At 42.5% G+C, this 26,204-nt stretch carries 29 protein-coding genes; 11 read left to right on the forward strand and 18 right to left on the reverse strand.

Annotation, left to right across the window (positions count from 1 at the left end; translation table 11 throughout):
- Positions 1 to 125: 125 nt before the first annotated feature.
- The 4 genes from fusA to Aso01_RS08490 form a co-directional block, all read right to left on the reverse strand.
- Complete coding sequence (gene fusA, locus Aso01_RS08475; protein ID WP_004935414.1) at positions 126 to 2,264, reverse strand: elongation factor G; 2,139 nt, start codon at positions 2,262 to 2,264, stop codon at positions 126 to 128.
- A gap of 181 nt (positions 2,265 to 2,445) precedes the next feature.
- Complete coding sequence (rpsG, locus tag Aso01_RS08480; RefSeq protein WP_004750610.1) at positions 2,446 to 2,916, reverse strand: 30S ribosomal protein S7; 471 nt, start codon at positions 2,914 to 2,916, stop codon at positions 2,446 to 2,448.
- A gap of 160 nt (positions 2,917 to 3,076) precedes the next feature.
- The gene (rpsL, locus tag Aso01_RS08485; RefSeq protein ID WP_004648013.1) at positions 3,077 to 3,451 is read right to left on the reverse strand and encodes a 30S ribosomal protein S12; all 375 of its coding nucleotides are present in this window, start codon (positions 3,449 to 3,451) and stop codon (positions 3,077 to 3,079) included.
- Positions 3,452 to 3,635: 184 nt separating this feature from the next.
- The gene (locus tag Aso01_RS08490; RefSeq protein WP_004935412.1) at positions 3,636 to 5,030 is read right to left on the reverse strand and encodes an EcsC family protein; all 1,395 of its coding nucleotides are present in this window, start codon (positions 5,028 to 5,030) and stop codon (positions 3,636 to 3,638) included.
- A 298-nt stretch (positions 5,031 to 5,328) separates the two neighbouring features.
- Here Aso01_RS08490 and Aso01_RS08495 point away from each other — a divergent pair, with 298 nt between their 5' ends.
- Together Aso01_RS08495 and hemJ are read left to right on the forward strand one after the other, a co-directional pair.
- Positions 5,329 to 6,555: a beta-ketoacyl synthase N-terminal-like domain-containing protein gene (locus tag Aso01_RS08495; protein ID WP_004935411.1), complete on the forward strand. Its 1,227-nt coding sequence runs from the start codon at positions 5,329 to 5,331 to the stop codon at positions 6,553 to 6,555.
- 306 nt (positions 6,556 to 6,861) lie between these two features.
- Positions 6,862 to 7,314 carry a protoporphyrinogen oxidase HemJ gene (gene hemJ / locus Aso01_RS08500; RefSeq protein WP_004935408.1) on the forward strand — a complete coding sequence of 151 codons (453 nt, stop codon included), beginning with the start codon at positions 6,862 to 6,864 and terminating at the stop codon, positions 7,312 to 7,314.
- A 23-nt stretch (positions 7,315 to 7,337) separates the two neighbouring features.
- Here hemJ and Aso01_RS08505 read toward each other — a convergent pair whose 3' ends face one another.
- Positions 7,338 to 8,465, reverse strand: coding sequence for an acyltransferase family protein (locus tag Aso01_RS08505; RefSeq protein WP_039909850.1), 1,128 nt, complete (start codon positions 8,463 to 8,465; stop codon positions 7,338 to 7,340).
- A gap of 244 nt (positions 8,466 to 8,709) precedes the next feature.
- On the opposite strand from Aso01_RS08505, the gene Aso01_RS08510 reads away from it, so the two are divergent.
- From Aso01_RS08510 to Aso01_RS08520, 3 genes are all read left to right on the forward strand, one after another.
- The gene (locus Aso01_RS08510) at positions 8,710 to 9,414 is read left to right on the forward strand and encodes an IclR family transcriptional regulator (protein WP_228127971.1); all 705 of its coding nucleotides are present in this window, start codon (positions 8,710 to 8,712) and stop codon (positions 9,412 to 9,414) included.
- A gap of 97 nt (positions 9,415 to 9,511) precedes the next feature.
- Positions 9,512 to 9,904, forward strand: a complete 393-nt coding sequence (locus Aso01_RS08515) for a GlcG/HbpS family heme-binding protein (protein WP_004935400.1) — start codon at positions 9,512 to 9,514, stop codon at positions 9,902 to 9,904.
- A 4-nt stretch (positions 9,905 to 9,908) separates the two neighbouring features.
- The gene (locus Aso01_RS08520) at positions 9,909 to 11,102 is read left to right on the forward strand and encodes an MFS transporter (RefSeq protein ID WP_004935398.1); all 1,194 of its coding nucleotides are present in this window, start codon (positions 9,909 to 9,911) and stop codon (positions 11,100 to 11,102) included.
- A 33-nt stretch (positions 11,103 to 11,135) separates the two neighbouring features.
- On the opposite strand, the gene Aso01_RS08525 is transcribed toward Aso01_RS08520, so the two are convergent.
- Positions 11,136 to 11,795 carry an HAD-IA family hydrolase gene (locus Aso01_RS08525; RefSeq protein WP_004935395.1) on the reverse strand — a complete coding sequence of 220 codons (660 nt, stop codon included), beginning with the start codon at positions 11,793 to 11,795 and terminating at the stop codon, positions 11,136 to 11,138.
- Between the two features lie 98 nt (positions 11,796 to 11,893).
- Here Aso01_RS08525 and Aso01_RS08530 point away from each other — a divergent pair, with 98 nt between their 5' ends.
- Positions 11,894 to 12,661, forward strand: coding sequence for a hydroxymethylpyrimidine/phosphomethylpyrimidine kinase (locus Aso01_RS08530; RefSeq protein WP_004935392.1), 768 nt, complete (start codon positions 11,894 to 11,896; stop codon positions 12,659 to 12,661).
- 120 nt (positions 12,662 to 12,781) lie between these two features.
- On the opposite strand, the gene lysM is transcribed toward Aso01_RS08530, so the two are convergent.
- The 6 genes from lysM to Aso01_RS08560 all read right to left on the reverse strand — a co-directional run bounded on the left by lysM (position 12,782) and on the right by Aso01_RS08560 (position 16,451).
- A complete protein-coding gene (gene lysM / locus Aso01_RS08535; protein WP_004935389.1) occupies positions 12,782 to 13,258 on the reverse strand; it encodes a peptidoglycan-binding protein LysM in 477 nt (158 codons plus the stop codon).
- Between the two features lie 180 nt (positions 13,259 to 13,438).
- Positions 13,439 to 13,675, reverse strand: coding sequence for an acyl carrier protein (gene acpP / locus Aso01_RS08540; RefSeq protein WP_004935385.1), 237 nt, complete (start codon positions 13,673 to 13,675; stop codon positions 13,439 to 13,441).
- 85 nt (positions 13,676 to 13,760) lie between these two features.
- The gene (fabG, locus tag Aso01_RS08545) at positions 13,761 to 14,495 is read right to left on the reverse strand and encodes a 3-oxoacyl-ACP reductase FabG (protein ID WP_004935382.1); all 735 of its coding nucleotides are present in this window, start codon (positions 14,493 to 14,495) and stop codon (positions 13,761 to 13,763) included.
- A complete protein-coding gene (gene fabD / locus Aso01_RS08550) occupies positions 14,492 to 15,478 on the reverse strand; it encodes an ACP S-malonyltransferase (protein WP_004935379.1) in 987 nt (328 codons plus the stop codon). Before fabD ends, fabG begins: the two co-directional genes overlap by 4 nt.
- Positions 15,479 to 15,632: 154 nt before the next feature.
- Positions 15,633 to 15,818, reverse strand: coding sequence for a 50S ribosomal protein L32 (gene rpmF, locus Aso01_RS08555; RefSeq protein ID WP_004922151.1), 186 nt, complete (start codon positions 15,816 to 15,818; stop codon positions 15,633 to 15,635).
- A gap of 72 nt (positions 15,819 to 15,890) precedes the next feature.
- The gene (locus tag Aso01_RS08560) at positions 15,891 to 16,451 is read right to left on the reverse strand and encodes a YceD family protein (RefSeq protein ID WP_004935375.1); all 561 of its coding nucleotides are present in this window, start codon (positions 16,449 to 16,451) and stop codon (positions 15,891 to 15,893) included.
- Between the two features lie 96 nt (positions 16,452 to 16,547).
- Here Aso01_RS08560 and Aso01_RS08565 point away from each other — a divergent pair, with 96 nt between their 5' ends.
- The gene (locus tag Aso01_RS08565) at positions 16,548 to 17,210 is read left to right on the forward strand and encodes an elongation factor P hydroxylase (RefSeq protein ID WP_004935372.1); all 663 of its coding nucleotides are present in this window, start codon (positions 16,548 to 16,550) and stop codon (positions 17,208 to 17,210) included.
- Positions 17,211 to 17,311: 101 nt separating this feature from the next.
- Positions 17,312 to 17,929 carry an L-threonylcarbamoyladenylate synthase gene (locus Aso01_RS08570; RefSeq protein WP_004935370.1) on the forward strand — a complete coding sequence of 206 codons (618 nt, stop codon included), beginning with the start codon at positions 17,312 to 17,314 and terminating at the stop codon, positions 17,927 to 17,929.
- Between the two features lie 21 nt (positions 17,930 to 17,950).
- Here Aso01_RS08570 and Aso01_RS08575 read toward each other — a convergent pair whose 3' ends face one another.
- Entirely contained in the window at positions 17,951 to 18,661 is a 711-nt protein-coding gene (locus Aso01_RS08575) for a GNAT family N-acetyltransferase (RefSeq protein ID WP_004935367.1), read from the reverse strand.
- Between the two features lie 305 nt (positions 18,662 to 18,966).
- Between Aso01_RS08575 and Aso01_RS08580 the strand changes: the two genes are divergently transcribed.
- The 3 genes from Aso01_RS08580 to rluB are packed head-to-tail and all read left to right on the forward strand — an operon-like array spanning position 18,967 to position 21,322.
- Positions 18,967 to 19,758 (forward strand): segregation and condensation protein A, encoded by a 792-nt coding sequence (locus Aso01_RS08580; RefSeq protein WP_004935364.1) that lies wholly within the window; start codon positions 18,967 to 18,969, stop codon positions 19,756 to 19,758.
- The gene (scpB, locus tag Aso01_RS08585) at positions 19,755 to 20,345 is read left to right on the forward strand and encodes an SMC-Scp complex subunit ScpB (protein WP_004935361.1); all 591 of its coding nucleotides are present in this window, start codon (positions 19,755 to 19,757) and stop codon (positions 20,343 to 20,345) included. The genes Aso01_RS08580 and scpB overlap by 4 nt, the downstream gene beginning before the upstream one ends.
- Before the next feature lie 41 nt (positions 20,346 to 20,386).
- Positions 20,387 to 21,322 (forward strand): 23S rRNA pseudouridine(2605) synthase RluB, encoded by a 936-nt coding sequence (gene rluB / locus Aso01_RS08590; RefSeq protein WP_004935357.1) that lies wholly within the window; start codon positions 20,387 to 20,389, stop codon positions 21,320 to 21,322.
- Positions 21,323 to 21,496: 174 nt separating this feature from the next.
- Here rluB and bioD read toward each other — a convergent pair whose 3' ends face one another.
- The 5 genes from bioD to Aso01_RS08615 all read right to left on the reverse strand — a co-directional run bounded on the left by bioD (position 21,497) and on the right by Aso01_RS08615 (position 26,144).
- Positions 21,497 to 22,138, reverse strand: a complete 642-nt coding sequence (gene bioD / locus Aso01_RS08595) for a dethiobiotin synthase (protein WP_004935354.1) — start codon at positions 22,136 to 22,138, stop codon at positions 21,497 to 21,499.
- Positions 22,135 to 22,902 carry a malonyl-ACP O-methyltransferase BioC gene (gene bioC / locus Aso01_RS08600; protein WP_228127988.1) on the reverse strand — a complete coding sequence of 256 codons (768 nt, stop codon included), beginning with the start codon at positions 22,900 to 22,902 and terminating at the stop codon, positions 22,135 to 22,137. Before bioC ends, bioD begins: the two co-directional genes overlap by 4 nt.
- Positions 22,893 to 24,050: an 8-amino-7-oxononanoate synthase gene (locus Aso01_RS08605; protein WP_004935349.1), complete on the reverse strand. Its 1,158-nt coding sequence runs from the start codon at positions 24,048 to 24,050 to the stop codon at positions 22,893 to 22,895. Before Aso01_RS08605 ends, bioC begins: the two co-directional genes overlap by 10 nt.
- Positions 24,037 to 25,329 (reverse strand): adenosylmethionine--8-amino-7-oxononanoate transaminase, encoded by a 1,293-nt coding sequence (bioA, locus tag Aso01_RS08610; RefSeq protein ID WP_004935346.1) that lies wholly within the window; start codon positions 25,327 to 25,329, stop codon positions 24,037 to 24,039. The genes Aso01_RS08605 and bioA overlap by 14 nt, the downstream gene beginning before the upstream one ends.
- Positions 25,330 to 25,424: 95 nt before the next feature.
- The gene (locus Aso01_RS08615) at positions 25,425 to 26,144 is read right to left on the reverse strand and encodes an alpha/beta fold hydrolase (protein ID WP_004935343.1); all 720 of its coding nucleotides are present in this window, start codon (positions 26,142 to 26,144) and stop codon (positions 25,425 to 25,427) included.
- Positions 26,145 to 26,204: the final 60 nt, after the last annotated feature.

The raw sequence follows: 26,204 nt of genomic DNA on the forward strand, positions 1-26,204 counted from the left end.
TGGCTTATTACGTTCAAACTTAGCCTTAGCCATGAGTTTTTCCTTTATAAACTGCTCATGAGGGTCACTCATGAGCGCTTGGTTTTTTAACTAAAAATTAGTTTGGGCTTATAGTAATCGAAAGATTACTCGTCGTCACCTTTTTTACCGCCAGATTGGAATTTCGAAATGATGCCTTCTGCCACGTTGCGTGGAGTTTCAGCATATTTAGCAAATTCCATAGAGTAAGTCGCACGACCTTGAGACATAGAACGCATTTGAGTCGCGTAACCAAACATCTCTGCTAGTGGAACTTCTGCTTTAATTGCTTTTGTTCCGCCAGGAAGATCGTCCATACCCTGAACCATACCACGACGACGGTTTAAGTCACCCATGATATCGCCCATGTAGTCTTCTGGAGTTTCAACTTCAACTTTCATGATTGGTTCAAGAAGGATAGGATCTGCTTTCATGAAACCATCACGGAATGCATAAGAACCTGCCATTTTGAACGACAATTCATCAGAGTCGACGTCGTGGTAAGAACCGTCAAATAGAACCGCTTTAACGCCTACAACTGGGTAACCAGCCAAGACACCGTTCTTCATACGCTCTTGAATACCTTTGTCAACTGCACCGAAGAATTCTTTAGGTACTACACCACCTACAACTTCTTCAGCGAATTCGTATTCTTTACCAGCTTCTTCAACATCAAGCGGCTCAAGACGGACATAGACGTGACCGAATTTACCTTTACCACCTGTTTGACGAACGAATTTACCTTCTTGCTCAACAACTTTTTTGATTGTTTCGCGGTATGCAACCATTGGCTTACCAATGTTTGCTTCAACACCGAATTCACGCTTCATACGGTCAACGATGATGTCAAGGTGAAGCTCACCCATACCCGCAATGATCGTTTGACCAGATTCTTCATCTGTACGAACGCGGAATGATGGATCTTCTTTCGCCAAACGACCTAAAGCAATTGACATTTTTTCTTGGTCAGCTTTAGTTTTTGGTTCAACTGCCAATGAAATTACTGGCTCTGGGAATTCCATACGCTCAAGTGTAATGATGTTTTTCTCATCACACAGTGTATCACCTGTGGTAACGTCTTTAAGACCTACACACGCTGCGATATCACCCGCACGAATTTCGTCAAGATCCTGACGTTCGTTTGCGTGCATCTGTACAATACGACCGATACGCTCACGCTTCGATTTAACCGGGTTGTATACTGGGTCGCCTTGTTTAAGAACGCCTGAGTAAACACGGATAAACGTCAAGTTACCTACGAATTTGTCGTTCATGATTTTGAACGCAAGTGCAGAGAACGGTGCTTCGTCAGATGCTTCACGAGTTGCTTTAGTTTCAGCTTTATCGTCTAGAACACCTTCGATTGCCTTAACTTCTGTAGGAGAAGGTAGGAATTCGATAACTGCGTCCAACATACGTTGAACACCTTTGTTCTTAAACGCAGAACCACAAAGCATCACTTGAATTTCAGATGCCAATGTACGCGCACGTAGACCTGCGATGATGTCTTCTTTAGAAAGATCACCTTCTTCTAGGTACTTGTCCATTAACTCTTCAGACGCTTCAGCCGCAGCTTCAACCATGTTGGTACGCCATTCGTTAGCAGTATCAACGAGGTCAGCAGGGATTTCGCCGTATTCAAACTTCATACCTTGAGAAGCTTCGTCCCAGATGATCGCTTTCATTTCGATCAAATCAACAACACCAGCGAATGTATCTTCTGCACCGATTGGCACAACGATTGGCACTGGGTTACCGCCGAGGCGAGTTTTCATTTGTTCAACAACACGGAAGAAGTTTGCACCTGTACGGTCCATCTTGTTCACGAATGCTAAACGAGGTACTTGGTACTTGTTCGCTTGACGCCAAACAGTTTCAGACTGAGGCTGAACACCACCAACTGCACAGTAAACCATGCACGCACCGTCAAGAACACGCATAGAACGTTCAACTTCGATTGTGAAGTCTACGTGTCCCGGGGTGTCAATTACGTTGATACGGTGTTGGTCAAACTGGCTGCCCATACCAGACCAGAAACAAGTTGTTGCAGCAGAAGTAATGGTAATACCACGTTCTTGCTCTTGTTCCATCCAGTCCATTGTTGCTGCACCGTCGTGTACTTCACCAATTTTGTGAGATACACCTGTGTAGAACAAAATACGTTCAGTCGTTGTAGTTTTACCTGCGTCGATGTGCGCAGAAATACCGATGTTACGGTAGCGAGAAATCGGGGTTTGACGAGCCATGATGACTTACATTCCTAAATATATTGTTTAAAACAGGACGCACCAACATGAAATTGATGCGCTCGAACACTCAAGGTGGGCAACTTAAATACCCGCAAATCCCCCACTTGGGTAAAGTGCGATGTTAAATCGAGATGCAGTACGCATGAGTATTCTCCTGATGAGGGACTGTTTTATCCGCTTAGAAACGGTAATGAGAGAAGGCTTTGTTCGCTTCAGCCATACGGTGCACGTCTTCACGTTTTTTGATCGCAGCACCTTTGCCTTCAGCTGCATCAAGCAACTCGCCAGCAAGACGTAAAGCCATAGTTTTTTCAGAACGCTTAGCAGCAGCATCTACTAACCAACGCATAGCCAAGGCAGTACGACGGGATGGGCGTACTTCCATTGGTACTTGATAAGTAGCACCACCAACACGGCGTGCTTTTACTTCGACCATAGGACGAACTTTTTCAAGCGTCGCTTCAAAAAATTCTACTGGGTCTACTTTATTTTTTTCTTGAACGCGTTCTAAAGCACCGTAAACGATACCTTCAGCAACAGACTTTTTACCGTCTTGCATAACGTGGTTCATGAATTTAGCGATTGTTTGGCTGCTGAATTTAGGATCTGGAAGGATCTCACGAGCAGCGACTACGCGACGTCTTGGCATTTTAAAACTACCTATAAATATGACACTTCAGGATGATCCAGCAGATTGTGCAAGTGTCATGCACGCTACGCTGGCCTTACTATACGTCGCTTGAATTTCAAACATTAAAGAATTCAAACAAGCGAAACGCTAAAGGATTTCGGCTTTATCGAACTAAGAATTACTTCTTAGGACGTTTAGTACCGTATTTAGAACGAGACTGGTTACGATCTTTCACACCAGCACAGTCTAAAGAACCACGAACGGTATGGTAACGTACACCTGGTAAGTCTTTAACACGACCACCACGGATAAGAACAACACTGTGCTCTTGTAGGTTATGGCCTTCACCACCGATGTAGCTAGATACTTCAAAACCAGAAGTTAAGCGAACACGGCAAACCTTACGCATTGCTGAGTTAGGTTTTTTAGGTGTAGTAGTATAAACACGTGTACAAACACCACGACGTTGTGGACAAGCCTTCAACGCAGGAACTTTGGATTTTTCAATCAAAGTTGTGCGACCCTTACGGATCAACTGATTTGTTGTTGCCATATGGCAATTCTCCCGTTAATTGAAAACCTCAAAAAGAAAACACCTCTTTTTGAGGGCATGCAATTGTAAGCCAAGATGTAAAAATGGTCAACATCGGCAGCGTTAGCAAATGTTGACCATCTCTTGACTTGCGCACGTTTTCAGACAGCAGAAAATAAACGCTTTTGTTGACGGTTTAATGACATTAAGGCGTTTTCGGTTTCGGTGTTCTTTTACGTTTAGGTTTTGCAGGTGCTGCTTCTGTCTCATCAAACGCAGCAACCTCAGTACCTTCTTCAACTTCCGTTGTTTTTAATGCGGGTTGTTGTGGCTCACTCTCTTCATGAGGCTCGACATAGTGATCGGCAAGATGTTCAATTTTTTGCTGTACTGCATCGTCAATTTCAGCTTCAGTCTGAGCAGCTTTTGGAGCTTTTCGAGTGACTTTAACTTTGGCCACTACTGGATTTTCAACAGATACTTGTTCAGTCTCAGCAGCTATCTTGGTTTCTTCCGTATTTTGTTGTGCAGCTTGAGGCTCTTTAAGGGGTACTGCTTTAAATAATGACGCCTCAGCATGATATGCCTGTAAAGGGGTTAATTGCTCATCGGGATGTTCGAGCAAGTAATGACGAGCTCCACCAAAAATGGCTTGTGCTTTATTACCTGCATCTTCAATCAGTTTCCAGCTATATATTCCACCTAGCGCAGCACCGGCGACAGGCGTTAATTTCCCGATAGCAGAAAAGCGAGATACCCCATTCAACCAGCTAAATTTTGGTTCGCCTGTCTCATCTACAAACCATTTTTTAATGGCTTCAGCATCATTACTTGAGCCTAAAAGTTGCTGAAACTGACCAATATCATGTGTTTGTAACATCGACTTCAAGGTTTTGAGCGCAAGCAACAAGGTTTGCTTTTCTGCGATCAGACTCAAATCAATTTCTTTAAAAACAAACTCGACGATATCTTGCTGAGTAGAATCACTTAAATTAAACCCGTGCGCATGACCCGTTTGATAGATAGTACGTAGCGCCAGAAGCAGTGATAATGGAACATCGAGAGCCGCTCCAGCAACACCAGTTGCGCCACTGAATGCTCCTTGTGCGATTGCAATCAGTTTATTTTGCTCAATAAAGGCATGACTCAATCGTTGCGAGCGGTCTGGATTGGTGGTCAGATCTTCAATGCGCTTAACCCCAGCCTCTTCAAGTACACGTTCTAGCGAACTGGTTTGCGCCGTAAAGTCATTAAGGCGGTCAAAAAGATAGTCGGCAATCTTGTCTTGGAAATCTGGCGATAGAAAATTTGCAACACTATAGACCCGGCCGTAATGTCGACCTAAAAGCTGATGTGATACTTTCGGCAAGTGCTGACGCAACATCTGCTGAGGATTATCATACTTTTCAATTTCAAACGCGCCCTTGATTTGTGATTTTCCTTCTACGGTACGTGACTGATCCACATTGGAATTCATCTTGGAAATTGTGCCGGGAGCAACATGATTTAAGACATCCAAACCCGAAGAGCTGAGCTTTTTAGCCACTCCAAAGGCTGCCGACAACAGGCTCTGGCTTTGATTATTATTAGAATTGGTCATCAAGTACCTCTATATTCTGTTTCTTTCATTTAATGCTAAATACTAGGTGGAGTACGGATTTATCTCAACTTTAATCTGTTTCTTTTAGTTAATTGCTGTACACCACGATGCCTGATGCTGAAACATAGCACAGTTAGGAATACATATAAGATTTGCCATAAGAATTAAAAAATCATTCTGTTATTATGAATGCAATTTTAAACAATCAGCTATTGCGCCTGACGGTTGCACCCGATTGGTCAAATTTTTTGGCGCACTGAAACAAACTCAAGACTATCACCATATAAGGGATACTTAAATGAAACGTGTTGTAATTACTGGTATGGGTATTAACTCATGTATTGGTAACACTCTAGAAGATGTCACTCATTCACTCCAAAATGGAATCTCAGGCACACGTTTTAACCCAACTTATGCAGAACTCAACTTTAAAAGCCATGTGAGTGCAGCTGCAGAACAAGATTTTGACAATATTGATCGTAAACTCAAACGCTTTATGGGTGTTTGTGCAATGTATGCCTATAACTCAGCAGTTGCTGCGGTTGAGCATGCAGGTTTGACTGCTGCGGACCTTGAAGGCAATCCACGCTACGGTATCGTAGGTGGCAGTGGCGGCGGTTCAACTGCATCTGTTGTTGAAATGCAGGAGTTACTTGAAACTAAAGGCGCACGTAAAGTGGGGCCTTTCTTCGTACCACGTAACATGACCAACACCATTACCGCGAACGTTGGTGTTGCATTCAAACTTCAAGGCGTATCTCACTCGATTGCCAGCGCATGTGCAACATCTGCAGATGCAATTGGTTATGCGTATAACCTCATCCAATTAGGTAAACAAGACCTGATTCTTGCAGGTGGCGGTGAAGAAGATCACTGGTCTCAAAGCTTGTTGTTTGATGCGATGGGCGCGCTTTGCTCAAAGTACAACGACACACCTGAAACTGCTTCTCGTCCATACTCGGCTGACCGTGATGGTTTCGTGATTGCTGGTGGCGGCGGTTTCTTGGTACTTGAATCACTTGAACACGCTCAAGCACGCGGTGCTAACATTTTAGCTGAAGTTGTTGCTTATGCAGCGAACGCAGACGGTGCAGATATGGTTGCTCCAAGCGGTGAAGGTGCAACACGCTGTATCTTGATGGCACTTGATGAAGCCAAGCAACACGGTGTTGAATCGATTGACTATGTCAATACACATGGCACATCAACCCCTGCTGGTGATATTACAGAGCTTAAAGCAATGGAACGTGCCTTCGGTGAAGGTAAAGTTCCTGCATTCAGCTCAACCAAATCTATGACTGGTCATAGCTTGGGTGCAGCAGGTGTTCACGAAGCGATCTACTCAGTCCTAATGCTTCAAAATGAGTTCATTGCACCAAACATCAACGTGACTGAACTCGACGAAGGCGCAAAAGGCTTCGACATCGTACTTGAAAAGCGTGATACCAAGCTTAACTCGGTAATGAGCAACAGCTTCGGTTTTGGCGGTGTGAATGCTTGCTTAATTTTCAAAAAATGGAATTAATGCCATTTTTGCAAAGCCGATTGGCCTTCTTGAAGTAACATATATGTATAAAAAAGCGGAACAATGGTTCCGCTTTTTTATTGAGCCTACTCACAATACGACTACATTAAAATTCAATCATCACGCTTGCTGAACGATATCTCAACGTCGATATAAGCATAAGGCAGGTTGCCATTATCCTCTTGAAAAATTCAATCCAACATTGAATACTGTCCATATTCGCTGGGTGCAAACCTTATGATTTCATTTCGTTTTGTTACGTCAAATCATCAGCTTTCCACCATTGTCTTAATTTAAGGAATTGTAATGGATGCTCCATCAGACGCATTTTTATGGGTCAAAGCATTACACATTATTGCGGTAGTGTGTTGGTTCGCTGCCTTATTTTATCTACCTCGACTCTATGTTTATCATGCCATGAGTGAAGATGAGATTAGTCATCGTCGCTTTGAAATTATGGAACGTAAGCTGTATCGCGGTATCATGTGGCCATCCATGATTGCAACGCTGATCACGGCTCACTTTTTAGTAGATTGGGGCGATGCCACTCGGCATTATCATGAAGCGCTTTGGTTTTATATTAAAGTGGGGTTGGTGGGACTGTTGGTTATTTATCATTTTGTGTGCGGGTATTATCGTAAAAAACTGATTGGAAATGCGCATTACAAATCACACAAATTCTGGCGTTATTTCAATGAAATGCCGACACTGATTTTATTTGCTGTCGTTATACTGGTGGTGGTTAAACCGCAGTTTTAAATAGCAAAAATTACAATAAAGCCTCAGTCGATCTGAGGCTTTTTAATGACCCATTTATCCCGAATCTTTTGGTTTAATGGCGACGAATAATATTTTTCGATTAACCAGCTCAAAATAAAAGTCACAATCAAAAAAACAATAAGTAGCATGATTTTTTGATCTGGCAAGGTTGCTTTTGGAATATACATCACCTTGATTAACCCTAAAACAATCAAGTGAAACAGATACATCTCATAGCTGCGCTGCCCGATCCAAACCAATATTTTAGAAAAAAAGGTTAAGTTTTTAGCTTGCTGCGGTTGGATAGAGCAAAATATTAATACTGCACTTAATAGCGCAAATACACTTATACTCCATGTACTCACCTCTTTGATCGGCGCATAACCATATAAAGCAATCATCAGAGCAATCACAATAAAAATGACAAGCTGAATATTTCTGAATCGAATTGATATTTTTTGTGCCAGCAGCGCAGTAAGACACCCGATTGCAATCCCATCAAAACTTGAGAAATAATGATACAAATATGCACCGCTTTCTTCGCCCGCATGTAAGAAGCGAAAGTATGGGGCATAGACAATGATCAATATAAGAAATAAAACAAAAAATTTAAATTTACTTCTGCCCAGTATCAAACATAAAAGCGGAAAAGCCAGATAAAAAACTTCCTCAACCGAAAGCGACCACAGCACTCCTAGAGCATAATTGACCCAACCATATTCGATAATTAAAAGATTCATCCAAAAGGTCAATGCAGCAAAAACAGTAAGGTGATAAGAAACCTCTATACCAATGGGTGCCTGATTCAGAAAAGGTTGCAATCCGAAACTTCCCAATAGTGTAACCATGGATATCAGCAGAACTAAACAAGGAACAATACGAGCAATACGCCGCAGATAAAAATTCCGAATATTGATTTTGGATAAATGGCCTTCTCGACTCAAAGTATGCTGAGTAATAAGAAAACCTGAGATAACAAAAAAAAGCGTGACGCCATAATTACCGTTTCGAGCAACTAAAGTACTTAAAGGTTCACCCAAAACCGACATACCCAGCCAAGTGTCATGCAGTTTATAGGGAATATTAAAATGATGGAGTAGCACCAACAAGATAGCTACTCCTCTTAATATATCAATCCGATAATTTCTCATTATTCCTCATTAACAACTAAGTAATTTTTATCTCAAGCTAAATTTGAAGATATTTGATGGTAAATCAGAAGAATTTACAACCCAAAGTTTCAAATGAACTCACGATTTACATTCAATTTTAGCGTTCTGGTTTTGCTTGTTTTTCGCTTTTTTAAACGATTGAATTATTAAGTGATACTATGTTTTTATATGAATGATCCCCTATTGACCCATTTTTAGAAATTGCCCAATTGGTCTAATGCTTATGATTAATGAAAGCCGTAGTATTCAATCATTAGAACGCGGTATGCTAATACTTGAGTATATTGCACAACAGCATGGAACAGCTCAATTATCAGATATTTCAAAAGCGCTTAACTTATCAAAAAGCACAGTACATGGTTTACTCAACACCTTGGCTGCTTTAGGTTATATCTCACGCGAAGGTACAGCCTACACATTAGGATTGCGCTTAAATAGCCTATCCAAACAGATTATTCATGTTAGTCAAAACATTAAGGAAAACTATTGGCCTCTTATGCAATGGACCGCTAAGTTAAGTGGACAAACCTGTTATCTTGCTTGCCCTTGTGGATCTAAAGAGTATTTATATTTAGCTGCACTAAATCACAATGAAGAGTTTGATATTAAAAAACAATTTCGTAGCCCTCGAGAAAGCTTAACTGCTTCTGCAATTGGTAAAGTAATTCTGGCCAACTCGCTTGATCTTAGACGAAGCCTAGCTCGCGCAAATTTATTAAATCCCCAAATCGTACTCGAACTAGAGCATATTCAAAAAAACGGTTATGCCATAGATTTTGAAAACGCAGAGGTTGGTTTAAATTGCTTTGCAATTCCACTTTTTCAAAATGGTAAATTGATTGCAGCTTTAGGAATCTCTGGCAAAAGTCAGTACTTTACGCCCGAAAAAATGTTTAAGATTCTTCCTAAACTTCTGCAAAAAATTTGAGATGATCAAACTTTTTCATCTAAATGATCTCTTCCATATTTTCCTAAAAACTGTTCTGTCAGAATCATTTGGTCACTGAAGATCAAAGGAGTTCATCATGATTTTAGAACAGCTATTTCAACAAAAACTAATGAAAGCTTACACCCTTGCTCAGCAACAAGGTTTCGCAGTTTCCATCAGTATTGTCGATGCCTCAGGTTTATTGAGACAATTTATTCGTATGGAGGATGCAGTTGCTGGAAGCATTGATGTATCGATTAAAAAGGCTCGAACAGCAGCACTATTTGGAATGAATAGTCTTGACTTTGGTCAAATGGCTCAACCTGGAGGCCCCATCTACAGCATCGAATCTAGCAATGGTGGTTTAATCAGTTTTGGTGGCGGCGTTGTGATCTATCACGACGATGATCATTCCTTGATAGGTGCTATTGGAGTTGCTGGTGCAACCTTAGAAGCAGATCAGACGATCGCAGCAGCTGCAGCTGCATAAAACCATGAGAACATCAAACATACATGCAGGTATTCGGGCTTTAGCGATTACCTCATTTGCCATTGGACTTGCCGAATTTATCATAGTCGGCGTGTTACCCACTATCGCTCAGGAGTTTAATACTTCAATTAGCACCACAGGAAAGCTAGTCGGATTTTATGCACTCGCGCTCGCAGTAGGTACCCCAATATTAATTTTGTGTTTAAGCCATTTAAATCGAAAAATTGTTTTGCTGAGCTTGGTTGCTTTATTTATTGTAGGTAATTTAATTTCTGTGTTGGCAACTAATTATCTATTTTTATTAGCTGGCAGAATGATCACCGCTGTTGCACATGGTAGTTTTTTTGCATTAGGGGCAAGTATTGCTACACATCTAGTTGCTAAAGAGCAAGCAGGGCGTGCCATCGCCACTATGTTTTCAGGATTGACCCTCGCGATGGTCCTTGGCGTTCCAATAGGTAGTCTGATTGGGAATTTATGGGGTTGGCGTATCCCTTTATATGCGGTCATTATTTTTGCAATAATTGGCTTTATCTTTACTTTAAAAGAGATTCCAAATATCTCTTTGAGTGAGAAATTTAATCTCAGATTGCAACTTTCCACCCTAGCTCAGCCATGCATCTTGTTAATGTTGGCTTTAACCGTTTTTAGTTTTGGTGCAAGTTTTACAACATTTACTTTTATCAATCCTGTTCTTGTCCAAATTACAGGATTTACTCAGGAAACTGCCAGTTTATTATTGATTGTTTTTGGATTTGCTACATTTCTTGGAAATCATGCTGGAGGTCATCTTACAGTTAAAATAGGCTGGCAAAAAAGTTTACTTTGGTTCTGCTGCGTTTTATTTATTACTTTTGCAGCTTTATACGTGTGCATGACCAGCAAGATATTCATGATTGGACTTATCTTCATTTGGGGGATACTGGCCTTTGGTTTATCTCCAGTCTTACAAGCAGGTGTTTTATCGATCGCACAACGATACAGGCCTAGATCTATCGATTTTGCTTCTGCATTAAATATCTCTGCTTTTAACTTAGGTATAACCCTTGGAGAAATATTGGGTAGCTTTATGATTTCTCAAATCAAAATGAATTACACCCCCCTTGCTGGGGTATTGATGATCTGCCTTGCATTCATGTGTTTATGGCAACTCAACACGCTAAATAAAACACAAAGCATAGATCAAAATCTTCATTAAAACCCACAGATGGACGCTTTAAGTTTGATCAGGTTAATTGTTGCTTATCACACTCAAAACCTGATCAAAACGTTGAATACGATATTTTGGCATTGCCAAATCTAGTTCTTGTGCAGATCCATAACCATATTCCACCGCAATGGTCTCAATTCCATTACGACGCGCACCTAAAATATCGTGCTCGCGATCTCCAACCATGACACATTCGGCAGCATCAAGCTGCTCTTGCTGCAAAATATAAGCAATCAGGTCACCTTTATTGGTACGCTCACCTGTTAACTCGCTTCCATAAGGATGCGTGAAATAGCCAAGCAGTCCGAAATACTCCAATATGCGTACTGCATAGACGTGTGGTTTTGCAGTGGCCAAATATAGTCGATAGCCTTCCTCTTTAAGCGCTGCTAGCGTCTGAGCCACATGTGGATAAAGCTCATTTTCAAATAACCCCACCACTGAAAATCGCTCACGATAACCCTGTAAAGCCTGCTCTGCTCGCTCATGCTCTGGCTCAACATTTAAAATTTTTGCCAATGATGCCTTAAGTGGTGGACCAATGATCCAGTCAATATTTTCACTTTCAGGCAACACACAACCTACTTTATTTAGCCCAAAACGTGCTGATGTCGTGATTCCGACTTTTGGATCAGTTAACGTGCCATCAAGGTCGATCAAAATATTTTTAATGCTGCTCACAATTCATACTCAAACAATGTCAGATGAAAAAATAGGGTCGAGAGTTTTTTTAAACTTGCCTATACTACCTCAAATTCAATATTTTAAGGATGATCGTCGTGCGTCCAACCGTTCTTTGTTTTTCTGGTCTTGATCCTTCTGGCGGCGCTGGATTACAGGCCGATATTGAAGCCATTGGTCAAAGTGGCGCACATGCAGCAATCGCCTGTACAGCACTCACCATTCAAAATTCGCAGCAAGTCTTTGGTTTTGAAGCAACATCGAAAGAGTTACTCCTTGCACAAGCAAATGCCGTTGTGGGTGATTTACCCATTCGATGTGTAAAATCGGGTATGCTCGGTACCACTGAAAATATTGCAGCATTGGCTGAGTTTTTACGTGCGCATCCTAACTATCAGTATGTACTTGACCCGGTACTTGTGGCCAACAGCGGCGGCTCGCTGGGCGATCAAGCCACATTGGTGAAAGCCTTTGTTGAACTCATTCCACTGGCAACCGTTATTACACCAAATACTGTCGAACTGCGTGCCCTGACGGGATTAGACAACATTGAAGATGCGACTCAAAAGCTATTTGATTTAGGTGCGCAGGCGATTTTGGTGAAAGGCGGCCATGAAGCAACACCAGATCATATTCGCAATCAGCTCTTTGTAAAAGGTGAACTGGTTGCAGAAAGTACCTGCCCTCGCCTAGAAGGTGAATATCACGGATCAGGATGTTCATTGGCCAGTTTTATAGCAGGACGTCTGGCTTTGGGTGATGAGCTTAAAATCGCGGTTCAACATGCGGAAGTGTGGTTATTTGGTGTGCTTAAAAATGCCGAAACTCCCGTTCCAAATGGGCAAAAGATTCCAAAGCGGTTTTAAGCATTATAATGTGCGCTGTAGATGGAGCTTAAAATTACGTTACAAGCATAGCAAGCTATAGCCATAATGCAAAAAGGGCGCAATTTAATTGCGCCCTTTTACTTAGTTACCTATCACACCTTAAGCAGGAATACGCAGTACCTGTCCTGGAAAAATATCGTCTGCGTCCTTAAGTAATGGTCGATTCGCTTCAAAAATTTTATTGTAGTGATTTGGATCACCATAATATTGTTTTGAGATTTTAGATAAATTATCGCCCGATTTTACCGTATAATATTGGCTTTCTGGTTCTGGCACTTCGACTGTCATTTGATCATCCACTTTCGCCACATGATCGATATTTCCCACAGCCAGTACAATTTTTTCTTTATCGGCCTGACTTTTCACCTTACCCTGAATCGTGGCCAGATCGGTAGTACTGTTATAGTTGATCACCAAGCCCTGCACACCTAGACCAAGTTGCTGTACATGCGCCAGTAACTGATTAGCAATTTGCTGGGCTGTGGGTTCGTGAGGTGTAGCGGCTGGTGTTGATGCTTGTTCGACGTGTGCCTGATTCTTTTTTCCAATTCCTTTAACAAAATCAAAAAGACCCATCATTTTCTCCTGTTGTTTTTTTCATTAAGCAAATAAACGCCTTTCTAGTAAAACTGAAAATCACTCTGATTTAAGTGGTGATTCCCTTACAGCAAGTAATAAAATGTAAATTGCATCACATATCTTAAATCACACACATAAAAAAACCACCTTGCGGTGGCTTTTATCAACATCAATTAATTAACCAAGTTTTTTGGTTACATAATCAATTGCTGATTGAACAGTTGTGATTTCGTTTGAATCTTCATCAGGAATCGTGATGTCGAAGTCATTTTCGAAAGACATAACAAGTTCAACTAGATCTAGAGAGTCAGCGCCCAAATCATCCATGAAAGATGCTTCGTTTTTGATCTCTTCTGCTTTCATACCAAGTTGTTCAGCAACTGCTTGCTTAACACGTTGTTCGATATCGCTCACAGGAATTCTCCTCATTGCTTGTGGCGTTTTAAATGCCGTTAGTGTAATTGAATATTGGATTTTTTGAAAGTTAATACATCAGCACTTAGGCCATGTATAAACCACCATTTACGTGTAATACCGTGCCAGTAATGTAACTTGCCTTATCGGAAGCCAAATAACTTACTGCATTTGCGATATCTTGTGGTTCACCAAGACGACCCAAAGCGACTTGATCACTCATCTTCTTGCGCAAATCTTCACTCAGCGCATCAGTCATTTCAGTCGCAATAAAGCCAGGTGCGATACTGTTCACCGTAATCTGGCGGCTACCCATCTCTTTTGCAAGGCTGCGGCTAAACGCTTCAATACCGGCTTTAGCGGCTGAATAGTTGGCTTGGCCTGGGTTTGCAAAATGTGCAACCACCGAACTGATATTGATAATACGGCCAAAGCGAGCTTTGGTCATACCCTTCAATACGCGCTTAGAAAGACGATAAACCGCTTTCAGATGAATATTTAGAATGTCGTCCCAGTCATCTTCGCTCATACGCAGCAAGAGATTGTCACGCGTAATACCCGCATTGTTGACCAAGACCAAAACTGGACCATAATTTTGTTCGATGTTTGAAACAACTGCTTCAATTTCATCCAAGTTACGTACGTCTAGGGTGAGGCCTGTACCTTGCTCCCCAAAACTTTCAGATAATTTTTGAGCCCCAGATTCGCTGGTTGCTGTACCAACGACAAAGAAACCGTCTTGAATAAGTTGCTGGGCAATCGCTGCACCAATGCCACGGCTCGCGCCTGTTACCAATGCAACTTTACGTTGTTGTGTCATGCAATTTTTCCTTCAGCCACTAAAACTGCATTTAGGGCATCTTCCATGCGACTATTCGTATCGATCGCAAATGCTTTTTCAATATTTGGTAAACGTTTTGCCAGATTGCTTAATACCGTACCCGGGCCACACTCAACAATGTACTGGATGCCTTGATCCTGTAAATATTGCATGGTGCGTGTCCATTGCACAGATTGATACAACTGCGCAGTTAATGCTTGACGTAATTGAGTCACGTCAGAGGCAATTCCTGCGTTTACATTTTGTATTACAGGTAGGCTTGGTAGCTCAATGGCAGTTTGTTCCAATGCTTCAGCAAATTTTTCTGCCGCAGGCTTCATTAATGAACAATGCGAAGGTACCGAAACAGGCAGTGCAATCGCTTTACCCGACTGCTCTTTTGCAAGCGTCATGACTTGATTGACCAATGCTGCCGAACCTGCAATCACTACCTGACCTTGAGCATTGTAGTTTGCTGCCTCGACAGAGCCTTCACCTGCTGCTGTCACTTGCTTACAAAGCTCAATAACTTGATCGTCTGCCAAGCCCAGAATTGCCGCCATAGCGCCCACACCCTGAGGGACTGCGCTTTGCATCAATTTACCACGCAGATTGACCAATTTGGCCGCATCGCCGAGCGACAACGCACCCGCAGCCACCAACGCACTGTATTCGCCAAGTGAATGGCCTGCAAGGTATTTAGGGGCCAAACCGCCTAAATCCAGCCAGACACGCCATAACGCAATACTTGCCGTTAATAGTACCGGCTGAGTGTTTTCGGTTTGATCAAGCCCTTCGCCACTTTGTGCGATATGCCACAAATCAAAACCGACTGCGTCAGAAGCCTCCGCAAAGGTTTCTTTCACACCACTAAACTGCTCTGCAAGTTCAGCGAGCATGCCGACTTTTTGCGAACCTTGACCAGGAAATACAAATGCAGTTTTCGTTGCTTGAGCGACTTGATCGAGTCGTTTAGCAGACATATAAAAATCCTTTATTTCGTCTTTGCTTAATTTCTAAGGCGGAAATTTATCATTATTCTATAGATTTTATAATTGCGAAAAACAACAAAAAAAGGGAGCTTTCGCTCCCATTTTTTCTACATTAAAGCCTTAAGCTCAATGCAAATTCACTAAATTACTCAGCGTCAGCTGCTTTAGCGAATAATTGACGACCACGGTAGATACCATCTTTAGTCACGTGGTGACGGCGATGAGTTTCACCAGTAGTTTGGTCAACTGTTAATGCATTCTCGGTTAAAGCGTCATGTGAACGGCGCATGTCACGGCGAGAGCGACTTTTACGGTTTTGCTGAACGGCCATGATGGCTCCTTACAAAGATCGAAAAAAATGGATCAGAACAAATTCAGTTATCTCAACCAACAAGTATAACACTTATGAGTTAAGTTTACCTTTCAAACTTGCTAAAACATCAAACGGATTATCACGTTTTTCTTCAACAATGTCCTGAACGGTAGGCTGATGTTTATGTTCACAAGCATCATGCTTGGGAGACAAAGGCATCAACAGTAACAGTTCATCTTCTAGTAATGAGAGTAAATCAACAGTCGCAGGAGTGGTAAAATCACCCTTTGTTGACGATTCACTTTCACCTAAAACGATGAAATCAGCATCCTCATCCAAGCGCTCTATCAGTGACTCATCATCGATCAAGGCAAGATGGAAATCTGAAACAAGAGGAATTTCCACTGGCTCCAGACAACGCTGACATTCTAGCGGAACTTTTGTTTCAACATGACCATCAAACCATACAACGCGATAATACGCATCCATTGATAGTTTACAGTCTATATAGATCAATTGATCATTAATTGATCCAACAGCTTCACGAGCAATACGAGCAAAGCGAGACAATGGCAGTGTTCCTGACCATGTAAAGCCTTGTTCAGCCCATTTATACGGCTCAATCTGTGCCGGAAAGGTATTTGCTGACATAATTAAGGCGGCAATTCTACAAATTCATCAGTACTCTGTCAAAGATTAAGATACAATTTTGTACCAAATCTGACAGAACTCGGGGTAAATTAAGCAATGCACCTGTTGCAGCCGCAACCTGAAGTAACAACTTCATCACTTGTTCGCACCCATCTCACGTGTGATTCTGCCTTGTCGATAGACACAGTGCAACTCTCACCATGGAGAAATTTACAAACTGAGCAGGATCAGGTGGACTGGCTTATTTTACACTTTAATCACTGGTTTTCCCATCAAAATGTGACTTTAGTGAAAGGTGAAGCAGAACCTGAGTATTTTCCTGCATCAAATCATACGCCTGCGCGTATTCAGTTTGCGCATGGCTTCTTTAATAGTGCCTTGCATGAAATCAGTCACTGGACGATTGCCGGCGCCAAAAGACGCTTATTGCCAGATTTGGGCTATTGGTATGCTCCTGATGGCCGTACAGCCGAGCAGCAAGCGCTTTTTGAACAGGTCGAAATCAAACCGCAAGCCATTGAATGGTTATTTGCGCAAGCGTTTGGGCGTAAATTTAGAGTATCTCTAGATAACTTAACTGGCGATGGTGGTGACGGCTCGCGATTTAAAGACAATGTCTTTCTTCAGGTGCAAAAGTTTTTTTCAGGCGAGACCAAAATTCCTGCCGATGCATTGCATTTTATTCAATGTATTTGTATGACCACTCGAGACGGTGAGCTTCTTGGCGCACATGAATTTTTACGCAACGCACTGGATTAGATTACATAATCTCTACTTGTGGTCACGCATTCGACGTAGCACATATGCTTAAATGTAAACACTGACTTTAAAACAATAACAGAATCAAGGAGTATCCAGATATGTTGCATTTGCATATACATCCAGACAATCCGCAAGCACGCTTAATTCATCAAGCAGTGGAGCGTATCCGAGCAGGCGATGTGGTGGTCTACCCGACTGATGCAGCGTACTCGATTGGTTGTCAAATTGGAAATAAATCGGCAATGGAGCGAATTGCTCAAATCCGTGGCTTAGGCCCAAAACATCAATATGCCATTATGTGTTGTGATTTATCCGATATTGCCACCTATGCCAAAGTGGATAACGCGATGTATCGTCTACTTAAGACCAACACACCCTCGATCACGACTTTTATTTTACCTGCAACCAGCGAAGTCCCTAAACGCTTGATGCACCCCAAGAAAAAAACCATTGGCTTACGTATTCCAACCAATCCAATCTGTCAGGCCTTACTTCAAGAACTGGGCGAACCGATCTTGACCAGTACCCTGATATTGCCGGGGCAAGACGATCCACTCGATGACCCTTATGATATTGAAAACCAGCTCGCTAAGCGTGTCGATGTCTTCATTGATGGTGGTTTCGGTACGCTCACTACCACCAGTATTGTAGATTTGTCGGGAGAAAATCCGGAAGTTGTACGCCGAGGTGCCGGCGATGTCAGTGCTTTTGAATAAGCACTGACATGCTGATCAGTCTTAAATCTCCTGACTCGCACATTCTTCCAAACGTCTTTTTTGTTTGCCCAATTTGTCGAAGTTCAGCGGATCAAGCCATTGCAAATAGGTGTTTTGACGCTTTGGCCACTCAATATCAATCATTGAAAACCAAGCGGTATCACGATTACGCCCTTTAGTCACCCGATCTTGCCGGAACAACCCCTCATACGTAAATCCGAATCTAAGTGCTGCATTTTTTGAAGGTTGGTTAAGGTCATCACACTTCCATTCCACGCGACGCATACCTTGTTGAAAGCAATCTCTCAACAATAAGAAGATCGCTTCAGTAGCAGCGGGTGTTTGTTTTAATCGGTGCGAAAAGTAAACATTACCAATCTCGACTGCTGCATGCTGAGCGCGTAAATTAAGCAGTGCAACCCAACCAACCGCCTTGCCCTCTACGACAATCCAATAATGATGAGAAGGTTCAAAGCCAAACTTAGACCTCAGATTTTGCTCAAGTTCAGCCTCACTTTGTGGTGCTTCATAAGGCAAATACGTCCAACACCTTGCATCAGGCTCTGAATTCACGCATGTCCAGAGCTGCTTGGCATAATCTAAAGTAAATGTATCTTTTTCAATGGGCAGCAAATCGACATAGTTTCCCGTAAGTGTATGGGCTTTAAATTGAATCGGGACAGCGAGCGCTACCGCATCACCCACGGGCTGACCAAATTGATTCGATTTCATCTTTAGTCCTTGAAATGTGTTTTATATGAATATGTTTTTGCATTGAGGATCAAAAAACTTAAGACCAACATGCTAAATAAGTAGTGTAAGCAGTTAAATCATGTCACCAATTCACAAAGATGGCATCAACAATGTGCCTCTTCATCGATTTAATTTTGGATTTTATTCTTTTAGGCAATGTATTCGATACCAAATTTAGATTAGAATGGCGCATATTTTATTTACTTCTCCTTTTTAAGTAGCGATTATACGTTACTTACGAAACACTTTCATGCCTTTGAAAATTCGCGTGGCCTAATATTGTAATGAATCAAGCTTTACCTTCTTCAGAAGATCACCTTCCCAATATTCGTGTATTGGATGAATGGCAAGCGTCTATTCCTGAAGATCTTTATATTCCGCCTGCTGCATTTGAAATATTACTCGAACATTTCGAGGGCCCACTCGACTTTTTAATTTACCTGATTCAAAAAAACGGTTTCGATTTATTGCAGGTTGATATTGCCCCAATTGCCACGCAATATTTGGCTTACATGGACGCCATGAAATCGCTGGATATCGAACTGACTGCCGACTATATGGTGATGGCGGCATTACTTGCAGATTTAAAATCGCGCCTTTTGCTTCCAAAACCAACGACGCTCTCTATTGAAAAAGACCCTAAACAAGCGCTGATTGATCGTTTAGAAACCTATTTGCGCGTCAAAAAAGCTGCCGAACGTCTTGGACAGTTTCCTGTTTTGGAGCGTGATACCTTTCATCCGAATGTCGGATTAGGTGTGATTGCGCCGATATATGAAGGCTATGATGTACAAAGCCTTCACGATGCATTGTTTTGTATTTTTAATCGTCCCGAACCAGTGACGCATACCGTTGCGCAAGAACCTGTTTTACTTGAAGAGCGTATTGCATATATTGAAGCACAGGTTCAATCGGGTGAGATTTTAAACTTTGTCTCACTGTTAAAGCCACAACAGGGGCGCATGGGCATGGTGGTCACGTTTATGGCCATTTTAGAACTGACGCGCCAGCAAAAAATTAAAATCATCGCTTCTGGTGTAGAGGCACCGCTCGCAATTCAAGGAGCTCAGATATGACCATAGACCAAAGTGCTGCACTGTCTTTTGAAGATATTCATCATGAAGTCTTGTTGCAAATGGAAGCCATTTTGTTTGCAAGTGACGCGCCTGTTTCACTGGCACGTTTAAAAGAAGCATTTAACAATCAATACAGTAAGCAACAGCTTCGGCATTTTCTACAACAACTTGCCGTGTTGCAGCATGGTCGTTCTATTGAATTAATAGAGACTGCTCAGGGTTTTAGGTTTCAGGTTCGCTCAAAATATCGTAATATAATTGCGCAAGTTTGGCCTGAACGTCCAACAAAGTTGTCTCCCTCCCTTCTTGAAACGATTGCGGTGATTGCGTATCACCAGCCTGTGACACGTGCGGATATTGAACAAATACGGGGCGTCTCAAATAACAGTCAGATTTTAAGGCTGCTGTTTGAATGGAACTGGATCAAGGAATCTGGTTTTAGAGACTTGCCCGGAAGACCTGCGTTGTTAATTACAACGCCTCAATTTTTGAATGCGTTTGGCCTAGTCTCACTGGGTCAATTGCCTCCCCTGCAGGATGCCAAGGACGCGTTTATGGGTTTGGATGTACATGCACCCAAATCATAAATCGGTGAACTGTTGACAATTATTTCTAAGGTTATGCTGTCATGAGTGAAAAATTGCAAAAAGTATTAGCGCGAATTGGTTTAGGTTCTCGCAGATATATGGAAGAGGTCATTGCCGCGGGTCGCGTCAGTGTGAATGGCCAAATTGCTCAAGTTGGTGAACGGATTGAACCAGGCGATGAATTAAGGATTGATGGTCGTAAGGTACAATTTCAGATCGAAGACGAAATTCGTCGTCGCGTACTGATCTATTACAAACCAGAAGGTGAAATCTGTTCTCGTAACGATCCAGAACAGCGTCCAACCGTGTTTGATCATTTGCCACAAATCGCCAATGATCGCTGGGTGATGGTGGGACGTCTCGACATCAACAGTACTGGGTTATTATTGTTTACAAACGATGGTGAACTGGCCAACCGCTTGATGCACCCCTCTAATGAAATTGAACGCGAATATGCCGTACGCGTCATGGGTGAAGTGACCCCTCAAATTCGTCAGACCTTACTCAATGGTGTCGTACTTGATGATGGTCCAGCGAAGTTTGAATCTTTTTCTGAGCTCGGTGGTGACGGAATCAACCGTTGGTATCAGGTGGTGGTTAAAGAAGGCCGTAACCGCGAAGTTCGTCGTTTGTTCGAATCTCAAGGGCTTAAAGTCAGCCGCCTGCTTCGTACCCGCTACGGTTCAGTTATTTTACCGCGTGAATTGCGTACTGGCCGCTGGATGGAACTCGACAAAGGCGATATCGATAGCTTAACCAAACTGGTTGAACTCAAACCACGTCAAGGCACTGGCTTATACGGTATGGCAAAACGTCGTACTGAACGTATGGCCGAAAAGCCGATGGCAGCGCGTCGTGGCGGCTATTTACGCCAGCAAAAGCGTGACACCAGCGAAACTGAAAACACACGTGAAGGCGGCATGAAAAATACTCGTCGTCCAGCACCGAACTATCAAAAAGGCTTTAAAAAGATGTAAGTCTTAGTTGCTAGGTTGTGCAATAAACGTTAAAAGCCAATGTAGAACGCTACATTGGCTTTTTTTATAAATCAATCAAACAGAATGGCTAAATATACAGCGCAAATCACTTTTTATATGTCGTCTGTTCTGTAGATATTTTTACGTTTTAAAATATAAGCTATAAGATACAAATTAAAACTTTGGAATATCAATCCACAGCGCCTCTGGGAAATGTTGCTGCAAATAATGTTTTAAATAAACTGCCGTATCTTGTGAAATCAACGGATCTTTGGATTCATCGTTTAGGTTGTACGCCAACGCATAGAGTGTGAGTCCGTGTTGCTTGAGCGCTTCAAGACTCAGTAAGGTATGGTTGATACTCCCCAAGCGCCCAGAACTCACTAAAATAACTGGAAATTTTCTCTTCACAATATAATCAATGGTGAGCAACTGATCGGTTAACGGCACCATCAAACCGCCTGCACCTTCAAGCAAGACCGTATCAAAGCGTTGCATCAACGTTGCTGTAGCGTGTTCGATTTTATCAAAATCGATCTCACGACCATCGATTTTTGTCGCCAGATGTGGCGATGCCGGATAGCTAAAAATCTCGGGCATGGTCAGCTTTTCAAGATCTTCAGGCAACAAGCCGGTTTGCATAATTTCACGATGCTTTTGAATATCTTCAGACAGTTCTTGATTGCCTGTTTGAATGAGCTTTTGCGTGATCACACGCTGGCCTTCGCTGCTCCATTTTTTTGCCAGATAACCCGTGGCAAAGGTTTTACCAATTTCGGTATCGATACCGCTGACAAAATAAACCGATGCTGTCATGTTGTTCTCCGTGCCAAGCAGTAAAGCGGATGATAGGTCAAAGGATATAGACCTTCATTATTTTGAAATTGCTGATAATCCTGATAAAACTTTTGTAAGGTGCCTTTGGTCCAGTGCGGCTGATTACCTTGAGTTGTTCCTGTCACGCCGGTCAGTTTCAGGTGCTTGAGCACTGCCTTGGGGGTATCAAAATACATCTCAAGCAGTTGATCTTCCAGATAGACACACTCAAAGCCAGCATGCTGTAACTGCGTTTGCCAATCTTGACGCGACCAATAGCTTAAACCTTGCCCGGTTAATTGCTTAATTTGGGTGAAATTTAATGGAGCAAAACTTGATAGGCACAGCCAAGCGCCGGGTTGTAAGGCATCATGACAGCGCTGTAGCAGTTGGGGCAAATCATGCACCCATTGCACTGCTGAACTAGAAATCACTGCGTCGAGTGCAGTAGGTAAATCGATATGTTCGATGTCGCCTATGCACCATGTGATCGGCTGTTCATCGAGAAAATGCTGTTGTACATCGGCATACAAATCGTTGAGGTACAACCGACTAATCGCAAAATTGGCCAATACATGGTGCGTGAGATTGCCCGAGCCACAACCAATTTCAAAGACATGTGGCAATGCTACTGGACAATATTGTTGCATCAGCTCAGCCAATTTCTGACTAATCGCTTTTTGAACGACTGCTTGCTCGACATAGCTTTGCCCTGCTTTGGCAAAACGCTGTGCTATGCGTGTTTTATCTAATTTCACAAACAGCTCACCAATCGATCAAGATCGTGTAATTGAATCATTGAGGTTAATGAAATGCGTAAGCGTGCGCTATGCTGCGGCACAGTAGGTGGACGTACAGGCATGGCATAAAAACCACAATCTTGCACACGTTTCGACTGATCAACGGCAGCCTGACTTTCGCCCACAATAATTGGCACAATATGGCTACTCGATGGACTACTATACCCCTTTGCAACCACAGCGCGTTGTAAATGCTCGCTGATTGCGGCCAAATGTGTACGTTGCTGCTGTGCATGTAACATCTTCGACCAGACAAAATGTGTCCAAGCGATGCTAATTGGGGGCAAGGCGGTACTAAAAATCAGTGGTCGCATGGTATTAATCAGATAAGTTCGTAAGATCGGATCACAAATCAGATAACCGCCCACTGAAGCCAGTGCTTTGCCAAAAGTCCCGACCAAGCAATCAATCTCTTGAATCACGCCGTATTGTTCTGCACAGCCTAAACCTAATTCTCCCCGAACTCCTATCGCATGGGCTTCATCTACATAGAGCATGGTTTTGCTAAAGCGTTTTTTGATGCTCACCAGCGCTTTTAGGTCGGTTTCATCACCATCCATACTAAAAATACTTTCAGTGACAATAATAATCCGATCAAACTGATCATCATCATGATATTGAGTCAGCAGCTTTTCTAAATGAGCTAAATCATTATGACGATAACGAACGTACTTGGCTGATGAAAGCCGAATACCGTCAATCATACTGGCATGTACCAGCTTATCGGCTAAAATCAGGGTCTTGGCATCGGCCAAAGCAGGCAAAATACCAATATTCATATGATAGCCACTGTTGAACAAAAGCGCGGCTCTGCCACCAAAGGCCTCACTCAAGGTATGTTCAAATTGCTCATACTCAGCAAAATTTCCAGTCAGTAAACGCGAGGAAGAAGAGCTAAAGTAACAGCGCGCTAACGGCTGTAAATCTAAAAATGCTTCACGCAAGGTCAGATCGGCAGCCAGACCCAAATAATCATTTGAAGATAGATTTAGCATTCGTTGCCCAGCAATCTCGATATAGGCATCTTGCTGCTGATTTGGCTTAAACTGACGCAGATTCCCGCTTTGCTTTAATTGCTCGAGTTGCTGAGCATAATGATCAAGCAACGCCATAATGTACTCCCTGTTCCATTTCACGCACTACCTTGATCATATTTTGGAGCAACTGTTCTAACTCATGCGTTGTAATCACATACGGCGGCATTATGTACACCAATTTACCAAATGGCCGAATCCAGATACCAAGCTCTACAAAGCGCTGCTGTAATTCACGCATGTTGACATTATATTTTAGCTCTACGACACCAATTGCACCCAAAATACGCACACTGGCGACATGGTCTAGCTCCGCAAGCGAGTGAAGCTGCTGCAACTGTGTTTCAATACGGCGAATATTGCTCTGCCAGTCTTGCTCAATCAGCAACTGGGTACTTTTGTACGCCACCGCACACGCCAGTGGATTTCCCATAAATGTAGGCCCATGCATAAATACACCAGCCTCTCCCTGACTGATGACCTCAGCAACATGTTTACTGGTCAAGGTGGCGGCCAGACTCATATAACCACCCGTTAATCCTTTACCTATACACATGATGTCTGGCTCAACTTGAGCATGCTCCCATGCAAAGAGTTTGCCTGTGCGGCCAAATCCTGTCGCAATTTCATCAAAAATGAGTAGTACATGATATTTATCACAGAGCTGTTTGAGCTGGCGCAAATATTCGGGATGATAAAAGCGCATTCCCCCCGCACCTTGAACAATCGGTTCAATGATAAATGCCGCTAACTCTTGATGATGAGCCTCAAGCATCTGTTCGACCACGTGCATTTCTTCTGGATTCCAGTCTGCATCGAAAGGCGTCTGTGGCGCCGGCACGAAGATACGTTTTGCAAGACTGCTACCAAAAATTTGATGCATACCCGTCACGGGGTCACACACCGACATCGCGTTCCATGTGTCACCATGATAACCAGAGCGCGTTGTAATGAAATTGGTTTTTTGCGACAACCCCTGAGCAGTCCAGTATTGCACGGCCATTTTAAGTGCGACTTCTACCGACACCGACCCAGAATCGGAATAAAAGATTTTATCTAAGCTTGGCGGCGTTATTTTTAACAGGATTTTGCCCAGATTGATGGCAGGATCATGGGTAAAACCACCAAACATGATGTGTGACATCTGATCGAGCTGGTCTTTGGCTGCCCGATTCAATTCAGGATGATTATAGCCATGAATGGTGCACCACCAAGATGACATACCGTCTATTAATTGACGCCCGTCATCAAGCTCAATAGTAACACCGTAAGCACGCTTAACCTTAAAAGTTGGCAATGGATTCATCATCGAGGTATACGGATGCCAGATATGTTCCAAATCAAACTGATCCACCACAGATGACTCCTTATTGCTTAAATACTTCAATCGCCACCATGTTAAACCTGCTCGGTTTAGAAATAAATTGCGAGAACCATCATTTCGGCTAAAGCTTAGACCGATGTTTGAATAAATTTTTCAATTTCCTTGCAAGTTCCAATCACTTTCGTAAATGGAAAACTATGTGCAGCATCGTGAAAAGTAATTACTTTAATTTTTTCTGAAGCTAAATACTGCATTTTTTCAACAATTTGGCAAGGAACTAATGCATCTTGCCTTGCAAACACATGAAGTTGATTTCCCGAATAGCTTTTTAGTGTATCGACCAGATTGAGTTGTTCCAGGAGTTTTAATCCTTGTTGAAGCAACGAAATGGGTTGTGCCCGTAATAAACTTTGCATAAAAGTCCAATCTTGTTTTGCACTTGTAACGCCTTTGGTGACCAGCAATCCAAATCGCTTGAGCGTACTTGCCGGATCATGCAGAAATCCAGCTTTAAACGCTGCAAATGTCTCTTGTGGCATAGCACATTCCCAGTTTGGCTGTGCAACAAAACATGGATTGCTCGCGAGTGTGATCACAGGCAACGTGTCTCCTGTCTCTTGTTGTAACGCATGAGCCAAAAGCAAGGCAAGTTGGCCACCTAATGACCAACCTATTATTACATCGGCAGTCTTTGCCTGTTGAACCCGATCTTGCATCACAACAGGATCGAATGCATCAAAGATATTCATTAATGTAACCGTATGACCGCACTGCTGTAATTGCTGTTGAAGCGGCTTAAGTAGCCCTGTTCCACCACCCCAACCTGTAATGAGTAAAATTTGAGCCATTTCAAAACTCTAAGCACAAAATAACAATTTGACCCAGTATAAAAGAGTTATAAACGATGA

The sequence above is a fragment of the Acinetobacter soli genome (assembly GCF_000760595.1).
Lineage (GTDB): Bacteria > Pseudomonadota > Gammaproteobacteria > Pseudomonadales > Moraxellaceae > Acinetobacter > Acinetobacter soli.

Bases quoted from the DNA above. Each gene is read 5' to 3' on its own strand.
- Aso01_RS08560 (WP_004935375.1), bottom strand. From the start codon at position 16,451: ATGTCAGCAAATACCTTTCCGGCACAGATTGAGCCGTATAAATGGGCT.
- Aso01_RS08505 (WP_039909850.1), bottom strand. From the start codon at position 8,465: ATGAGAAATTATCGGATTGATATATTAAGAGGAGTAGCTATCTTGTTG.
- bioD (WP_004935354.1), bottom strand. From the start codon at position 22,138: ATGACAGCATCGGTTTATTTTGTCAGCGGTATCGATACCGAAATTGGT.
- Aso01_RS08520 (WP_004935398.1), top strand. From the start codon at position 9,909: ATGAGAACATCAAACATACATGCAGGTATTCGGGCTTTAGCGATTACC.
- Aso01_RS08565 (WP_004935372.1), top strand. From the start codon at position 16,548: ATGCACCTGTTGCAGCCGCAACCTGAAGTAACAACTTCATCACTTGTT.
- Aso01_RS08570 (WP_004935370.1), top strand. From the start codon at position 17,312: ATGTTGCATTTGCATATACATCCAGACAATCCGCAAGCACGCTTAATT.
- Aso01_RS08580 (WP_004935364.1), top strand. From the start codon at position 18,967: ATGAATCAAGCTTTACCTTCTTCAGAAGATCACCTTCCCAATATTCGT.
- lysM (WP_004935389.1), bottom strand. From the start codon at position 13,258: ATGGGTCTTTTTGATTTTGTTAAAGGAATTGGAAAAAAGAATCAGGCA.
- Aso01_RS08575 (WP_004935367.1), bottom strand. From the start codon at position 18,661: ATGAAATCGAATCAATTTGGTCAGCCCGTGGGTGATGCGGTAGCGCTC.
- Aso01_RS08510 (WP_228127971.1), top strand. From the start codon at position 8,710: ATGATTAATGAAAGCCGTAGTATTCAATCATTAGAACGCGGTATGCTA.
- rpmF (WP_004922151.1), bottom strand. From the start codon at position 15,818: ATGGCCGTTCAGCAAAACCGTAAAAGTCGCTCTCGCCGTGACATGCGC.
- fusA (WP_004935414.1), bottom strand. From the start codon at position 2,264: ATGGCTCGTCAAACCCCGATTTCTCGCTACCGTAACATCGGTATTTCT.
- Aso01_RS08490 (WP_004935412.1), bottom strand. From the start codon at position 5,030: ATGACCAATTCTAATAATAATCAAAGCCAGAGCCTGTTGTCGGCAGCC.
- rpsL (WP_004648013.1), bottom strand. From the start codon at position 3,451: ATGGCAACAACAAATCAGTTGATCCGTAAGGGTCGCACAACTTTGATT.
- rpsG (WP_004750610.1), bottom strand. From the start codon at position 2,916: ATGCCAAGACGTCGCGTAGTCGCTGCTCGTGAGATCCTTCCAGATCCT.
- Aso01_RS08615 (WP_004935343.1), bottom strand. From the start codon at position 26,144: ATGGCTCAAATTTTACTCATTACAGGTTGGGGTGGTGGAACAGGGCTA.
- Aso01_RS08605 (WP_004935349.1), bottom strand. From the start codon at position 24,050: ATGGCGTTGCTTGATCATTATGCTCAGCAACTCGAGCAATTAAAGCAA.
- hemJ (WP_004935408.1), top strand. From the start codon at position 6,862: ATGGATGCTCCATCAGACGCATTTTTATGGGTCAAAGCATTACACATT.
- scpB (WP_004935361.1), top strand. From the start codon at position 19,755: ATGACCATAGACCAAAGTGCTGCACTGTCTTTTGAAGATATTCATCAT.
- Aso01_RS08515 (WP_004935400.1), top strand. From the start codon at position 9,512: ATGATTTTAGAACAGCTATTTCAACAAAAACTAATGAAAGCTTACACC.
- fabG (WP_004935382.1), bottom strand. From the start codon at position 14,495: ATGACACAACAACGTAAAGTTGCATTGGTAACAGGCGCGAGCCGTGGC.
- Aso01_RS08495 (WP_004935411.1), top strand. From the start codon at position 5,329: ATGAAACGTGTTGTAATTACTGGTATGGGTATTAACTCATGTATTGGT.
- rluB (WP_004935357.1), top strand. From the start codon at position 20,387: ATGAGTGAAAAATTGCAAAAAGTATTAGCGCGAATTGGTTTAGGTTCT.
- fabD (WP_004935379.1), bottom strand. From the start codon at position 15,478: ATGTCTGCTAAACGACTCGATCAAGTCGCTCAAGCAACGAAAACTGCA.